The sequence below is a fragment of the Bacillus sp. ok061 genome, from assembly GCF_900108285.1.
Classification (GTDB): Bacteria; Bacillota; Bacilli; order Bacillales; family Bacillaceae_G; genus Bacillus_A; species Bacillus_A thuringiensis_S.
The window spans coordinates 84604-101146 of record NZ_FNUW01000002.1 but is presented as its reverse complement, the minus strand read 5'-3'; the positions used below and the strand labels follow the sequence as shown (position 1 = coordinate 101146).

Sequence of the window (16543 nt, the reverse complement as noted above, 5' to 3'; positions counted from 1 at the left end):
ATAGATAAAGCTACAATATTACGCTTCATAAAAAAAATGTAAATTTTAAAGTCTTTTTCTAACAAAGTTTTATACGATTAAGTACCAAAATCCTCAAATAAATAGCATTTCTATTTCAGATAAAATGTACTAATAAAATTTTTCTAAAATTTCACTTTGTAATTTGATATATTCCATGTTAATATAACGAAGGCTACAAAACAGGAGTCACCACGCATATCATTTTCACAGAATATTCATACTTAAAAAAATCTTATATTATCAGTAACTAAATCCAAATTTCACCTATTAAAAAGTTAGTTTATAATTTCATATGTACATAAATTTAAATAGATTTTTTCTATTTTCCTTATCAATTTTAATACAAGTAATATAACAACACTTTTCAAGTACCCTTCCTTTTTAGATAAAAAGTCTACTAATACTAAACATCTATGTCCAACTCATACATAATTTTACTTACAAACTATCGGAGATGCAAAACTATGGGAATTTCTACTCTTTTATTAAATACCTTTATTATAATAATTTGTATCCTTAGCTATCACGTATTTTGGCTAGAATTTAAAGAAAAAACAACATGTAATAATATGTTATTTTCTATCCTTTCCTCCATTGCTATTATTTTTTGTATGACTTTTCCTTTTCATTTACATGTGGGATTTATTTATGATTTACGTTTTATTCCTATAATATTAGTTTTTCTATATGGAAATACAAAAAACATTGTTTTTATAGGAATTTTATATCTTTCTTATCGGTTTTACTTAGGCGGAAATGGCGTTCTTCCATCATTTATTATCTTTACTATTATTTTTGGTATAACAATGCTCTTTCGTTACTTATTACCTATGTATGTTAAAGAAAAAAAAGTATTATTAAGCTTACTCCTTATTTTAGTATGTACAGCTTCACTTTCTATTTGCGGTATTGTAACTCAAATAAATACAGGAGGGAAAATAGACTCTACTCTCATAGAATTTTTATTAAATTACATAATCATTAATATTTTCACAGTATTATTAGCAGTTTATTTAATAGAGGGAATGATCGAGAAATATAAAATGAAAGAAAAGCTACAACGGGCTGAAAAATTTTATATAGCTAGCGAACTAGCAGCGTCAATTGCACACGAAATCCACAATCCACTAACCACGGTACATGGATTCACTCAATTATTAAATGAAAAACATGCCTCTAAGCCATCTCAGGATCAGTACTTAGAAATCATGTTAATTGAAATGCAGCAAATACAATCTACTATTAATAACTATTTATCTTTAACCAAATCACAGAACACCCTAAAAGAGAAAATAGATATTAATCACATTTTAAATCAGGTGAAAGATACTATTTCACCACTCGCTCTATCATACAAAGTTGAAATCAAACAAAATAGTACAGATTCCTTTTATATAAATGGGGACCCCGAAAAATTCAAACTCTGTCTAAACAACATCATCCAAAACGGAATTGAGGCTATGAAAAATGGTGGATTATTACAAATAAATATACAAAAAGTAAAAGAAAATATCATAATTGATATTATTGATTCAGGAATTGGGATGTCATCTCAACAAATAAAACGAATTGCTTTGCCATTCTATTCAACAACAGAAAAAGGAACCGGGCTTGGTACTATGATTGCTTATAGTATTATTAAAGAATTAAACGGAGATATAGAGATAGAGAGTGAATTAGGTAAAGGGACACGCTTTTCTATTAGTATCCCTTGCTAATGTGATAAAAATTTTCTGTTTAGTTAATTACATAAATGAATTTTAAGAATCCCGCTAGTTAGCTTACTTATTAATTATCTTAAATTCATGTGCGTTAATTAAAAATAATAAGGATCAGAGCTTATCTATTGTTACAGATACACTCTGATCCTTTAGTTTAATTACATGAAACGCACTTAATATTTATAACTTTTCTTACATCGTGATGAAATAATAGTTCATCGATCTTATCTCATTTACTGATTAGATTGGTTTAATGTAAATATAATATCTCTCGATACTTAATTTGTTATTATCATTAGGGACATTTCCTGCAGTTGTTTTTTCATTAAAGTACAGACCTTGTGCCATTTATTGAAAAAGGCAACTCCCTTTTTACTACTTCACTTCCACCGTATAGTTCCCTGTCCCCCCACCATACTGATACACATGTAAATAATACTTACCTGGATACGTGTAGTAACTACCTACTAGTTTATTCCCTTGTTGCTGAGCATACGTAACATAATTATTTAAATCTGCTTCAGAATAAAGTATCCAGTTCATTCCGATATTATTTTCATTCGTTACGTTAATTTGAAGGTTTTTAGCAGTCTCCACATTAATTTCAAAGAAATCACTTGTATCGCCATTTCCTAAACTAGCACGTAAAACTTGATTTAACTGCAGTTTGTTTGCTGTTTGGAATGAGTTATTCGGTTCTTTTTCTACACTGTTATCTTCTTTCTTTTGAACAGTTACAGTCGCTGTAGCAGTATTAGTTGCTCCTTTATCGTCTGTTACTGTTAATTTCGCTGTATACGCTCCTTCTTTTGTATATACGTGAGTTGGATTTTGCTCATTACTTACAGTACCGTCTCCAAACTCCCATTTATATGAAGTAATTTTCCCGTCTTCATCTTTTGATCCGTCGCTTTTAAATGAAATTGCTTCATTTACATTTCCACTATACGGACCGTTTATAAACGCAACTGGTGCTTTATTCTCTGCACCTTCTTCTGTATTAATACCGTGGAACACAACATCATATTCAAATTGTCCTGATGCATTCACGCGATAATTTACGAAGTATGCTGTTACCGTTTTATAGCCTGTCCATTCTTTTGCACTTAAACGTTTTAACGTATCATTAACGTTTTGTGTAATTGTTTTCCAATCTTCATATTCTCCTTTTGCTGCAGTTCCTGTATATGTTCCTTGTAGTGTGAATGTGTTAAAGAACTGTGATTTATTTTTCTTCACTGATACATTTTTCAATTTTGCTTCCGTCGTTATTTCTGCCGCAATATCTGAAACTGGTTTCGATGAATGATTTGCTAAATAATCGTCTGATACTAATGGCACGTTATATTTCTCACGATTATCAACTAGCATTTGCATATAATCTTGATATTCTTTATTTAAATTCGCATCTTTACTTAATGTAGAGCGATATGCATCATATGCTGTTACATCATTTTTCCTAATAAGATCATGTATTTTATCAAACATATCATATCTCTTATTGTACATATACGATTGTAAAGCAAAGGAATAATTATAGAAATCCCATGTTCCATACTTTGCATTTAACGTTCGCTCTGCTGTATAACGCTCTACTGGATTTGAAGATAATCCTCCTATAATACTCTTTCTCGGTACAACATTATCCGTTCTCGTTGCCCCTGCAAAAAATTCAGCATTCCCTTCTTCAAACCAAGATAATCTTTCATTTTCATATATTTTCCCTTGTCCCCAAAGCCCTGGTACTTCATATCTACCTTGCAAGTAATGCGTGAACTCGTGTCGGAACAATTCTTCTAAACTATAAATACTTTCTTCTGGCGTACGTTCATAAGTAAAGAACGTACCTGTTCCTTCTATATAAAGACCACCGTTATTCGTTTCATATCCGTACAATTGACGATTAAATTGATATTCTGCTGGGCTATTATAAATAACCATCGTTAATACATCATCAGGATTTCCTTTTTCTAAAGGTTGATCACTTTCAACCGTACGATGGAATTGTGCCTTCACTTCTTTTGCCGCCCAATATAAACGTTTTACTTTTTCTTCTGTCACTTTATCTCCAGCTTTTAAAACAATTGCCCCATCATCAAACGTATACGTTTTTGGCAAATATTTTTTCTTTCCATCTTCTCTTATTTGATCTAAATTCACCACTTTACCATTTGCATCTTTTCCGCCATAATTCGTCGCGATTTGCTCAGCAGCTACGAAATATTGCTCCCCTAAATACGGATACATTTTCATCGCATCTGTTACAACTTGTAACCCTTTCGTTCCTGTACTATGGAACGTACCGAGTCTACCTGTATAATAAATGCCATTATTAATAAGCCAACCGTTTTTTGCTGTAATCGTTCCCATTAATGCAAAACGACTTAATTCATTAATATAACTATCTATTTTCTGATACCATACTGTATCTTTCGGTGCTTTCCTCGTATCGTACAAATACGATTGAATGTCGTAATCAACACCTTGCATAATATCGTAAATAGCATTTCCAGCTGAAACATTATCTACTAATGTAGAAAAATTATCATTATATTGTTTAAAAATCTTTGCAGCCGATGTTATCGTTTCCACATCACTCGAAGCGTTTCCTATTAACTTTCCGTATGATGATACCACTCTATTTTGCTCTAATGTACCCAGCTTGAAATTTGAATTGTTAGCTATCGCTTTTAATGCAGGTAAGCATTTATCATGATAATTCCGTTCATTTAATTTACTAAGTTCCGAATTATAAAATCCTAAATAAAATCCTGAACGTAATACCTCTACTAATGTCTCAATCCCTTTTGAATCATCCTTCGTATAGGCTTGTCCTTGCTGCTTCAATTTATCAATAATCGCCTGCACCCTATCATCATTTTGATAGAATGCCAGACTGTCTGTATTAAACTGAAATAGCCCCGTAATTTGCTCCCAATCAATTGTTACAAGTAAATCTACTAACTGCTGATTGCTTAATTGATTTAATTCAGCCATTGTATAAGTTTTCGCTACAGCTAATTGCTTACTTTCCTTTTTTACCTCAGGTGGTCTTTGTGATAAATCAGAGAATTGTAGCCTTTTCTCAAAAGACTTGCTTTCGAGCACTTTCGATGAATGAGCTAATTCTTGTACTGGTAGTTGCACACCGACTGGCTCCATTTTGAGCACATTTCGATAAGAAACTTGCTCTCCCTTAGTATCTTCTGCCAAACTTCCCCCTTGAAAACTCCCTAACATTAAACTAGCAAAACTTACCCCTACTAACATTTTTTTTGAATAGCCTTTCATGCTCTCCCCTACCTTACATTTTTAGTGTCCCGCTCCATTATTTTACTATTTTTACTTTTTGTCCTGTATTGAGAAAAAATAAGGGAACGTTCACATATGTATCCTTGCTGCGCAAAATTCGCACTTGACTTTATGTGCGTTTTATATCAAAAAAAAGATAGATAATAGCGAATTTCCTGCTACATCTATCCTCGTTTTCAACACTATGATTTTAACTTTATAAACGTAACTTCCGGTAATGTTTGTATATGCTGAATAAACGCATTCTTTTCTTCTGACGATATATTTTTCAGCTGCATCCTTACCTTATAAACAGTTTCTGTACCTTGCTGTGAAGCTTCCACCTCATATGAGAGTATTGGGATGCCTTTCACTTGTAGTGTTTCTAATATTTGTTGTACCGCTTCATGTTTATTTACAAACATTTGCACTGTTATATTTTGTGGAAATAAAAATTGCACCTTAAAAATACGACTTACAATTTCTAAACCAATTAAAACGAGAATCGTCGCTCCAATGCCTACTACATACATTCCCGCTCCAATTGCTAATCCTATGCCGGCAGTAGCCCATAAACCCGCCGCGGTCGTTAATCCTTTCACCACCTGCTTTTGAATAATAATTGTGCCTGCACCTAAAAAACCAACTCCACTAACGACTTGTGCTGCAATCCGACTTGGGTCTAGAGACGTATGCTCTTCAAACACAATATCTGAAAAGGCATATTTTGAAACAACCATTATTAACGCACTTCCTACCGCTACGAGAAAATGAGTCTTTAATCCAGCTTCTTTCGATCGAATTTCTCTTTCAATACCAATCATTGCTCCTAACAAGCCAGCAACACCGATTCGTATAATAAAATCAAAATCTACACTCACGGGCACTTCCCCCTTTCATTCATTATAGATAGATAAAACAAAAATTATCACAAACATCCATTTATCGATACGAAAGAATACCACTGAAATAAACTTAATAATCCGACCGTTTTATGTTAATATTTTAAATATTAACATAAAATAAATAACTTCTAATTTTAAACCTCCACTAGTTTTCTAAAAAAACAAAGGTGAATTACATAAAATTAGGTTGAGAAATTTAGAAAACGCTTTCATTTTGTGTCATAATTTTTATAAAAACTACATAACTAAAGGAGCTTACTAACAATGAACGTCTCATTACTTACACCTACTACTGATTTACAAGAAGAATACTTAGATTTCTATAACGAATGGAAAGATAGCGGTGAAACAATGATCCCGTGGGTTATCACAAAAAATCCTGCCAACTTCCCAGCTATGGTTCAAGAACTTCTCGATGCGCATAACGGAATAAATATCCCTGAAACTTGGGTACCAGATTCTACATATTGGCTCGTTACAGATAATAATAGAATTGTCGGCGCTGTTAATATACGTCATCGTTTAACTGAACATCTATTTAACGCTGGCGGTCATATCGGTTATGGAATTCGCCCTTCTGAAAGAAGAAAAGGTTATGCTACGAAATTACTAGCATTATCATTAGAAAAAACGAAGGAATTAGACATCACGAAAGTACTTGTCGTTTGCGACGCAGTGAATACCGCTTCTGAAAAAACGATTTTACATAACGGCGGGCTTCGTGATGATGATTTCACTGAGGAAGATGGGAATGTAGTAAGAAGATATTGGATTGAGCTATGAATGATCACAAAGAAGCGAGAAAGTGATTATACACTTTCTCGCTTCTTTTACACTGTTTCTATTTCAAACTGCACTGTAATACCACTTGGATCTACTACCGCAAACCCATTTGTAGTTTCATTTATTTCATGTTGTTTTTCTATTAATCTTTCTTTCACTTCATCTAACGCTTCTTTATGCGGTAATACAATCGCATATACCTTTAGTCCAGTTGCATGTACTGGTGGGTGTGGATTATTTACTCCGTTCCACGTATTTGCACCGATATGGTGATGATATCCTCCTGCAGAAATGAATAAGCAGTCATCTTCACGTTGTTGCACTTCAAACCCTACTGTCTCTACATAAAACTCGTGTGATTTCTCTACATCAGCTATTCGTAAATGTACGTGCCCAACGACAGTATTAGCAGGTAATCCATCAGCCTCATAATCAACGAGTGTTGCCAGCTCTTTTAAATCTAGTGGCGTACTTCCTCCTGGTCCTTCTCCCCATTGATCACGCGGACGGTCTGCATAAATTTCAATACCATTCCCCTCTAAATCTTGTAAATAAAACGCTTCGCTATATGTATGATCACTTGCACTATTAAACCTTGAAATTGGTAAAATTTCATTTGAATATGTATAACGCTCTTCTTGTTCAGCCGGGCTGTCAATTACATTCTTATTACGAAGAACCCCAAATAGCGCAGAAGCAAAAGCTTCACGAGTCGGAACTAAAAAGGCTACATGATATATACCAGTCGTACGCGGTTCTTGCAGTACCCCGTCCTCTAACTTTTCAAGAACAAGTAATGTATTCTTACTACCTTTTCCTGCTAAATATGCTTTATTCCCCTCTTGCTTAATTACCTCTAATCCTACAACATTCTCATAAAAAGCAATTTGACGCTCTAAATCTTTCACTTTAAATTCAACATGACCAATACGTGTTTTCGGATGAATTTGTACCATGAATAACTTCCTCTCTAGTTTTCTCTAATTTTTTATATCAGTTGATAGGCGATAACTCCATTCAACGAATACACCTTAATTTTGTTTTTTCGTAGCATCAACTTTTAGCCATTTTTTCGATATGTCACTTAATGTGCCATCTTGCTCTAATTCTTTCAATGCTTTATTTATATCTTCTAACTTTTCACTCTTTTTTGCAAATGGAAATGCAATCTCTCCCCATTCAAGTGGACCAAATCCTATTTTGACGTTGTCTAATTTCGCCTTTGTTATAGTTGTTTCCACTTGAACTTTATCATTATAATAGGCATCGACGCGTCCAAGTCCTACTTCATTCAATTCTGCTGTCGGATCCTCTGAGAACGTTTTAATTGTAAAAGCATTATTTTTATTTAATGCTTTTAATTCTTGCTCTCCAGCTGTACCAAGCCCAACACCTACAGTCTTACCTTTTAAATCTTCTAGCGATTTAATGGTATGATTATCTTTCTTCACCGCGAATACAGAGCCAGAATACACGTACGGAATTGAAAAATCATATTTCTTTTTTCTTTCCGGAGAAACTGATAGTTCATTTGCAATTGTATCAATTCGTCCTGAATCTAATAAGCCAAATAAGCCCTCAAAATCAGAAACATTCCATTCTACTTTATACCCAGCCTTTTTAGCAGCCGCTTCAATAATTTCAGCATCAAAGCCTTTTACTTTCTCACCCTCTTTAAAAATAAATGGACTACGACCGGCAGATGTCCCAACTTTTACTACTTTTTCATTTGTTTTTTCGCTTGCTGTATTTGAACCACAAGCTGATAAAAGTCCAACTGATACTGTTAATGCTAATGTTAGTAATAATGATGATTTCCTCACAATTCTTCCTCCTAAATAACGAAATGATTGCCTTCTTCTGAAGCATTCAATTGTCGTAAAAACTTTTTCGTACGTTCATTTTGTGGATTTCGGAAAATTTCTTCTGGCGTTCCCTGATCTACAATAATGCCATCAGCCATAAATATAACGCGATCCGCCACCTCTTTTGCAAAATTCATTTCATGTGTAACAACAACCATCGTTATGTGCTGTCTTGCCAAGTCTTTAATAACTTGCAATACCTCATTCACTAATTCTGGATCAAGTGCGGAAGTCGGTTCATCAAACAATAATACTGCGGGATTTAAAGCCATTGCCCTAGCAATCCCTATCCTTTGCTGTTGCCCTCCTGATAACATTGTTGGATAAAAATCTTCTTTATCAGCTAAGCCTACTTGTTTTAATATTTCTCTCGCTATTCCCTTTGCCTCTTCTTCACTTTTTTTCTGTACAACCGTTAATGCCGTTGTAATATTTTGCAATGCTGTTTTATTTTTAAATAAATTATAATTTTGAAAAACCATTGCCGTTTTTTGACGCAATTGTATTATTTCTTTTTTGTAAAGTTTCTTTGCATGAATCTCTAAATCTTCAATTCTAATACTGCCATCATTCGGTTGTTCTAATAAGTTTAAACACCTTAATAATGTCGATTTCCCCGAACCAGAAGGTCCAATAATGACTACTACTTCTCCTTTATTTACAGTTAGTGAAATTCCTTTTAGTACTTCATTATGTTTGTAAGACTTATACAAATCTCTTATCTCAATCATATATATCACCTCATTTCTGTTACAAATATGGTGCATCAAGTTTCTTTTCTAACTTTTTCTGTCCCCAGCTAATTACGATTGTAATAATCCAATATACTATCGCTACCGCTAAATAACTTTCCATATAACGATATGATTGTGCCGCTAGCATTTTCGCTTGTGCTAAGATTTCAGCCACCCCAAGTGCAAAAGATAACGAAGATTCTTTTAACAATCCAACAAAATTATTTCCAAGTGACGGTACTGCGACACGAATAGCTTGCGGAAAAATAATTTGTCGCATCGCTTGCGCCTTTGTCATTCCAACTGATAAACAGGCATCCATTTGCCCTGATTCCACAGCATTTAATGAACCTCGAATAATCTCTGATAAATAAGCAGCATTATTTAAACTTAGGCCAATTAAAGTTGCTTGCATAGCTGTAAGCACTGTAAATGTCGGAAAGATTTGTGGTAATCCGAAATATAAAACAAACAATTGAACTAATAACGGGGTTCCTCTAAAGAAAGAGATATACACTCTTGCAATTGAATATAAATATTTCGTTTTATTTTTCGTTATGATCGCCAAGCCGATGCCTATAAAGAAGGAAATAATCATTGAAACTACAGTAATCCCTAAAGTTATGTATACATATTTAAATAATTGCGGAAAACTTTCTAAAAAATACGTTAGATCAAACTTCACTCTATCCCCCCTCTCTAAACAAAAAACTCTTCTTACGCATATAAGAAGAGTTAAATGTGAATCCATTTCTCCTCATCTTTCAAACGCCTATTGCGTTCGCTGGAGTTAGCACAGTACTTTGATATAGCCTGTTGCTGAGATTTCATCGGGCCAGCCCCTCCATCTCTCTTGATAAGAAAACCAATAAATTTTTCCATTTATTTAGTTGTTATTATGAAGAATACACCTCATTACTAATAATGTCAATAAGAAAACTACGAATTAAATTCAATGCTTTTTTTAGACTGTCTTACTCCTATTCATTATATCTTGAGGTGTAATATTGATTGCACAAAAAAGCCATTAATTCTATCAAACTTAGAAATAATGGCTTTTTTATAAAGGTATTATACTTATCTCATTTTATGTACTTCAGCAACTAGCTTTCCACCCTGAATGCCCATATAAAGCTTCACAGGTGCATCATTCGTATTTTCAAATACTAAATCTAAATATGGATATGCAATTGTAGCATCTCTTCCTTGAGGAACATAACCTACCGTTTTAGAATGTGTAGTTCTCTCCACCATTTTCAGGCCAGCTTGATCTGCTGCATTGTATAAAGTTGAAGATGTTTGGCAAACACCACCACCGTATCCATCTACTAATTTACCATCAACTATTTCTTTCCCTAATTGATATCCTTTGTCTGGTGTTGTATCACCGATTAATGAATTAAAAGAGAAACGGTCTCCTTTTGCTAACACAACTCCATTTATGCTCGCTGCTGACAAACGAATATTCTCAATACGGCCACCTGTTGAACCGCCTAAGTTCGTTTCATATCTACCAATTACCGTACCATTTCCTTGCGCATCACTTAATGTTGCGACTGGTTTTTTCTCCACGATCGGCAACTGATACGTAGCATCCCACATACCAACATTTAACAATTTATCTACTAATTCTTTTTCCATTAATTCATAAGAAGGTTTTCCTTCTTGCCAACTTCCATCAGGTGCTATACGTGAAGGAACCATTTTTTTGTCGACGCTTTTTCCAACCTCACCAACAACCTTTGTTACAGACTTTTTAAATTTCGCTTCATCTTCAAAATAGCCTAAACCAGATAAATCTAATTTTTTCACTTCAGTACCAGTTCGACCATCAACTAAACTAATAGTATCCTGTACTTCTGCTTTAGCCTCTACAGTGTGCCCACCAATATCACTTACCAATGCAACATCACTTACTTTTGTACCACAGCCACTCACTACAGCTACACATAACACCCCAACTAATATACCCTTTACTTTACGGAACAATATACTCTCTCCCTTTCCCCAACATCACTATTATGTATTTATTTCATTTTTATGTATGTTTTGTTACAATCATTTTACAATATGTTTATAAAATGTTACAAGTTATTTTTCACTCTATATAAATTACTCTTTTCTTTTACAAATGTCTATACATATTTACATAAAAGTTTGAGTTTGATAGAATTGTAACTTTTATGTAAACTCTCCCTTTTATCCAGTATATACCATTAAGCAAAAGAAATACAAATCAAAAACCCTCAAGCTATTTTTTATAAAATGAAACTTTAATCAGTGGGGGTCTTACTGCCCGTTAATGCGGGATAAAGAGAAATCCCATCAACATAAATAGGTATTTGCCGTGCCACCGCTCCGCTTTTGCACATACATTATGGTGAATTCAACCTATTTTAAAGAAATGGAGGATGTTATTATGTATCCCTACAATCCATATGATCCATATAATCAATATGCGTACCAACAACCACAGTATGACTTACAAGCACAATATCAATCTTATATAGATCAAGCAGAGCAAACGAATCCATATGACCAAAATAGACAATTCCAACTTCCAATCTCTTTTCCTGGCACTGGAAATCGTCAATTAGAAAGACGCGTAAATGAGCTTGAACAAAGAGTACGTCAACTAGAAAATACAGTTGAGCGCCATACACGTAGACTAAACCGCTTAAACCAACGTTTACGCACAGTAGAAAACAGACTAAACATTCCATTCGCAGCATTAGAAGACGGATTTTAATCGAGAAAATAAAATTTATATAAGGAAGGGGCTCCCCCTTCCTTATATAAATTGACGAAAGTTTTTTCCATCTCTATACTGATAAGAGTTAATGAAATGAAACAAGGTGATAAATATGGATTTTGAAATAAATTATCTTTCCTTTTATGTTGTACAAGTAGAAGGAAAAGGTGAAGCAGTTGATAAACGCTACAAACATTTTCAAACTTTAGACGCTGAAGAATATGAAGATAGCTCCTTAAAAGAATTTTTGAATGGTGAGTTATTAAAAATATCGAAGCGAAAAGTAGAACGTCATGCAAAAACAGAACAAGCCCCAACAAAAATTGGTCGCTTTATTGTAGAGGAAGGGCACGAACTTGATTCAAACCCTCATTACAACCTTTTTAATCGTATTCGCTTTGCAGAAACAAAAGAAAACTTCAAAGATATGAGCGAACCTCTCGTTTATACATATCTTGACACAAGCGCTGTACGCGGTGGTGTATTTTTAATTGCTCAGGCAAAACTACGCAAATACTTTGATGATCCATTCGTATTCGTAATGAAATGCGACTTCGAGCCCAAGGTTGCTTCTATTTCTGATGAATCAACACTGATTCGTAACGTTGAAATGGCCATCACAACAAAGAATATGAAATCTATCCAATATCCGTACATGCCTGAAGAAGGTATGGTTGAAGTAGGCGAACTAAAAATACACCAAGCATCACATGCCCGCTACTTTGAAGACTTCTTAAAATTCGTCGAATATGAACGCTCTATTCCTGAAATTATGAAAACACAAGTAATGGACATGGTATACGACCAAATTGAAGATGTATTTGAAGAAGGTACGGAAGAACGCGAACAATTCGACCAAGCGATGGAAGTATGGGCTGCCAGTCCGAAACGCGAAATTATGGAACAATTTTCAACCGAAGAAGTAATGGAAGCAACCGCTCAAATCGTCGAGCACGCTCCTGAAGTGGAATTAAAACTAAAAGCAGATCATATCTCTGTGAAGGCCCTGCTTGCTGATTTCGGGGATCAAATACATATTGCGAAGGTAAATGACCGATATGTACTTATGATTGAAGCAGACACACTTACGTTTGAAAAAGGCTTCTCTCCTATTGAGTTTCTGAAGCCAGATGAGCTGCAAGATGTGATTGAGCGGATTGAGAATAAGCAGCAGTATAGCTATAGTCCAGAGGGAATTGAATAGAACAACTGCAAAAAAACCTACCTCTTTTATAGAGGTAGGGTTTTTCACATTAATCACGTATTTTCCTATTGCTATCATAAGACAACTTTCTAATGCTATATATTTGATTTAAGGAGGTAAATACATATGATCATTTACCATAATCCTCATTCTTTAACTGAAGTTAGCATGATTCCTATTGAAAAAATAAGTCTATTGTATAATCCACACATTACAAAATCTTATTCTAAAAAAATGAACAGTACTATTGAATATCTTGATATATTTGATTTACTCTTACCAGTCGAAAAGCATCCTCTAAAAGATGAATACATTTTAGTTGGAAAATACGATTGTTACAATTTCATAACTAATAATCCACATATAAAACAAATCCCCTGTATTATTGAAGATTTTACAGAAAAACCTTCACAATACCTCAAAATACTTCGTAGACTTCATAACAAAGGCGATTCTAATAAAACCAATAGACAATTTATTTTAAATAAACTTGAGGAAAATCATTTCCCTCTATTACAAGTTTTAAAACAGACAGGTTTTACTAAAAACGATTTACGGGATTACAATTATAGAGTAACCGTTCCAAAAAACTACATAAACAGCCATACCACTGAAAAAACTATGAATTGGATTAGTGATTTAAAGTTAAAAAGTAATACTAAACAATTTTTATATAAATGCGCAGGTCTTCCAATAGGAAATCATAAAAGATTAACTGAAGAGAAGAAAAAATTCCTACAACATTTCTTTGCACATGCAAAAGGATTTGAAAAATTAACTACTCCTCAACAGATTAACATTCTAACTAACGCCCTAAATTTCAAAGCAATAATGACTGCTCAATTACAGCAACAAATTAATTGCTATTTAATACGATGAATTTAAATTTATGTAGTTAGAAATAGAGGAGAATGTCATTTAACCTCTACATTCTCCTCCATCTCAGCCAAATACTTAATCTGCCGTTCTGCTTTTCGCACTGCCGTACGAAAATGTTTTTTCAGCAGTTCTACTGTATTTTCACTTATATAATATCTTTCCGTAATACTTTCCCACGTGTCACTACTTTCAAATGTACTCCATTCAAAAGAGCGTTCTGTATTTTTCTTTAGTTCTTTAAACACCCATTTTCGCATCTTTTTTTTCGCTTTTTCCGTTAGTTTCCCGTCCTTTACAAGTTCCAGTTCGCCATGTCTTTTGTATCGTTTATGAATATCTCTCTCGCTATATACTTTAAGAAGTATATTTGCTGTATTCTCAGCATCTGCTAGAGCACGGTGCTGTTTCCCTTCCCATGTTAAACCGAGCTGTTCTACTGCAAATTGTAAACTTGGCGTATGTTCAAATAATTCTTCATACGCTTGGAAAACAAATTTTTGCAAATCAATTCTATTTTCTTTTTCTATACTTGGGCATTCAACACCATGTAATGCACAATCATGAGATAGAAAGCGATAATCTTCTTTTCCCCATGAAACAAATATACAATCTTCGCCGATGAACTGAATAAATTTCTCTATAATTTGAGGGAATTTTTCTACACCAATTAAATCTTCCTTTGTAATTCCAGTCAATTTTGTCGTATGACGAGTTAATCGTGCACTTGGTTTTACTAACTCCGAAAACTCTTCAATTATCTTCATTGTACCTATTTCTATTTTTACAGCTCCGATATCAACTATTTCTGACGGATCTTCTGATTTATACGGTCTGAAATTCCTCTCAATATCAAACACAATAAAATGTGTAGCGTTTTTCAATTTATTTACCTCTTTCTAAATTCCTTTTCACACAAACACTCTATTTTCAGTATTTATTTATTCATGTACTTTATACAAAAATACTCCGAATAAATAAATGAAAATTCAGTCTTGTTATGATATGTAAGTAGGAGGACATCTATAAAAATGCAAAAAAAAGAAGGGCGAGCCCTTCTTTTTTCAAAAATTACTTCTTGTTTACGTTAGTAGCTTGAGGTCCACGGTTACCTTGTTCTACTTCGAAAGTAACTTCTTGACCTTCTTCTAAAGTTTTGAAGCCTTCGCCTTGGATAGCTGAGAAATGAACGAATACATCTTCTCCGCCTTCAACTTCGATGAAACCGAAACCTTTTTCTGAGTTAAACCATTTTACTTTACCGTTTTGCATGAAAAAAATCCTCCTACAATGTACCTATATGTACATATTCATTTTCAACCACCTTACAATAATAAGCCAGATATTAAAAAACTGCAACCCCTGAGGAGATTTAACATTGCTATCCTCCTCGGAAGTTACAGCTCATTTAAATCTCTATATTATTAAAAGTAAAATGGTTTAAACATACTATATCATATCAATATAATAAAAGTAAAGTTTTTTTCTTAAATTATTTTTTGTTCCCACTGCATTGCTTTTAATTCGCCTGATCCGGCTACTACATAACCATCTTTTTGATTAACAATGCGCCATCCGTGCCCTTTAACTGAATCACATACTGTAACAATACCTTCGTCAAGAAGCACACGGCACACACTACTAATACCCGCCTTATTTTGTGTTGAAGTTGTATATAAAACATGTTGATCTACACTTAAGTCTAAATAACTACTTGCTTTCTGCTCACTTTGACATGTATGCCAATATATTTTTTCACTCGCAATACTTTCATCTATTTTACAATAAGAAATATTCCCGCTAACTCCCTTGCACGATCCACTTGCCGCTACTAAATAAGAATTGTGTAAAGTCAACGCGGAGATCATTTGATTCATCGTAATTTTAATCCTCTTTAATTTACGTGTCTTCAAATCAAAGAGCCAAACACCACCATATTTAGCATGTATTTTCGTACCAATAAATAAGTAATGCTTATATAAAAATAACGATCGAATAGACGGTGCCGCACTGCCATACTCAAGAAACGGATGAATAGTCTCCCATGTCGAACCGAAATTATTAGAAAGATACAGCGTTTTTTCTCCATGAGCAATGACAGTTCCTTGTACATTGCTACATACATTCCAACTCGTTGCTTTTGTTGGAAAACGCTGAATTGTCCAGTTCTCTCCACCATTCATACTACGAATAAAAATCCCTTCGTCACCTACACCATAAACTACATTATCTTCGCTATGTAAATCCCTAATTCGTTTTTGAAAACCATTTAAAATTCGTTTCCATTCTCCGTCTTGTTCAATAAATAAGCCATTATATGTAGTAGCTAACAACAGTTTTCCATCTCTTAACTTTGTAATAGCAGTTGCACTTAACATTGTCTCCACGTTG

The 16543-nt window shown here is 33.9% G+C and carries 15 protein-coding genes and 1 riboswitch; of the genes, 5 read left to right on the top strand and 10 right to left on the bottom strand.

Going from position 1 to position 16543, the window contains the following annotated elements:
* The first annotated feature begins 485 nt into the window (after positions 1-485).
* A complete protein-coding gene (locus C4S65_RS03120; RefSeq protein WP_000513026.1) occupies positions 486-1739 on the top strand; it encodes a HAMP domain-containing sensor histidine kinase in 1254 nt (417 codons plus the stop codon).
* A gap of 378 nt (positions 1740-2117) precedes the next feature.
* Here the strand turns inward: C4S65_RS03120 and colA are convergent, their stop codons facing one another.
* Together colA and C4S65_RS03110 are read right to left on the bottom strand one after the other, a co-directional pair.
* Positions 2118-5033, bottom strand: a complete 2916-nt coding sequence (colA, locus tag C4S65_RS03115; protein ID WP_000679511.1) for a collagenase ColA — start codon at positions 5031-5033, stop codon at positions 2118-2120.
* 203 nt (positions 5034-5236) lie between these two features.
* Entirely contained in the window at positions 5237-5914 is a 678-nt protein-coding gene (locus tag C4S65_RS03110; protein WP_000109723.1) for an MgtC/SapB family protein, read from the bottom strand.
* A gap of 288 nt (positions 5915-6202) precedes the next feature.
* Between C4S65_RS03110 and C4S65_RS03105 the strand changes: the two genes are divergently transcribed.
* A complete protein-coding gene (locus tag C4S65_RS03105; RefSeq protein WP_061665753.1) occupies positions 6203-6721 on the top strand; it encodes a GNAT family N-acetyltransferase in 519 nt (172 codons plus the stop codon).
* A 47-nt stretch (positions 6722-6768) separates the two neighbouring features.
* Here the strand turns inward: C4S65_RS03105 and C4S65_RS03100 are convergent, their stop codons facing one another.
* From C4S65_RS03100 to C4S65_RS03080, 5 genes are all read right to left on the bottom strand, one after another.
* Positions 6769-7677, bottom strand: a complete 909-nt coding sequence (locus C4S65_RS03100) for a VOC family protein (RefSeq protein WP_061665754.1) — start codon at positions 7675-7677, stop codon at positions 6769-6771.
* A gap of 75 nt (positions 7678-7752) precedes the next feature.
* Positions 7753-8544 (bottom strand): amino acid ABC transporter substrate-binding protein, encoded by a 792-nt coding sequence (locus C4S65_RS03095; RefSeq protein WP_001232344.1) that lies wholly within the window; start codon positions 8542-8544, stop codon positions 7753-7755.
* Positions 8545-8555: 11 nt separating this feature from the next.
* On the bottom strand, positions 8556-9317 hold the full coding sequence (locus tag C4S65_RS03090) for an amino acid ABC transporter ATP-binding protein (protein ID WP_000570166.1): 762 nt from the start codon (positions 9315-9317) through the stop codon (positions 8556-8558).
* Between the two features lie 19 nt (positions 9318-9336).
* A complete protein-coding gene (locus tag C4S65_RS03085; RefSeq protein WP_086407530.1) occupies positions 9337-10005 on the bottom strand; it encodes an amino acid ABC transporter permease in 669 nt (222 codons plus the stop codon).
* A 69-nt stretch (positions 10006-10074) separates the two neighbouring features.
* Positions 10075-10183: riboswitch (SAM riboswitch) on the bottom strand.
* 214 nt (positions 10184-10397) lie between these two features.
* A complete protein-coding gene (locus C4S65_RS03080) occupies positions 10398-11309 on the bottom strand; it encodes a VanW family protein (RefSeq protein WP_000488994.1) in 912 nt (303 codons plus the stop codon).
* A gap of 430 nt (positions 11310-11739) precedes the next feature.
* On the opposite strand from C4S65_RS03080, the gene C4S65_RS03075 reads away from it, so the two are divergent.
* The 3 genes from C4S65_RS03075 to C4S65_RS03065 all read left to right on the top strand — a co-directional run bounded on the left by C4S65_RS03075 (position 11740) and on the right by C4S65_RS03065 (position 14155).
* A complete protein-coding gene (locus C4S65_RS03075; protein WP_000283711.1) occupies positions 11740-12069 on the top strand; it encodes a hypothetical protein in 330 nt (109 codons plus the stop codon).
* 115 nt (positions 12070-12184) lie between these two features.
* Entirely contained in the window at positions 12185-13276 is a 1092-nt protein-coding gene (locus C4S65_RS03070; RefSeq protein WP_061665755.1) for a DUF3900 domain-containing protein, read from the top strand.
* A 126-nt stretch (positions 13277-13402) separates the two neighbouring features.
* Entirely contained in the window at positions 13403-14155 is a 753-nt protein-coding gene (locus tag C4S65_RS03065; RefSeq protein ID WP_061665756.1) for a hypothetical protein, read from the top strand.
* A gap of 35 nt (positions 14156-14190) precedes the next feature.
* Here C4S65_RS03065 and C4S65_RS03060 read toward each other — a convergent pair whose 3' ends face one another.
* The 3 genes from C4S65_RS03060 to C4S65_RS03050 all read right to left on the bottom strand — a co-directional run bounded on the left by C4S65_RS03060 (position 14191) and on the right by C4S65_RS03050 (position 16539).
* Positions 14191-15036 carry an exonuclease gene (locus tag C4S65_RS03060; RefSeq protein ID WP_000786411.1) on the bottom strand — a complete coding sequence of 282 codons (846 nt, stop codon included), beginning with the start codon at positions 15034-15036 and terminating at the stop codon, positions 14191-14193.
* Positions 15037-15223: 187 nt separating this feature from the next.
* Positions 15224-15424 (bottom strand): cold shock-like protein CspB, encoded by a 201-nt coding sequence (gene cspB / locus C4S65_RS03055; RefSeq protein WP_001179150.1) that lies wholly within the window; start codon positions 15422-15424, stop codon positions 15224-15226.
* 215 nt (positions 15425-15639) lie between these two features.
* On the bottom strand, positions 15640-16539 hold the full coding sequence (locus tag C4S65_RS03050; RefSeq protein ID WP_000449490.1) for a hypothetical protein: 900 nt from the start codon (positions 16537-16539) through the stop codon (positions 15640-15642).
* Between the last annotated feature and the right edge of the window lie 4 nt (positions 16540-16543).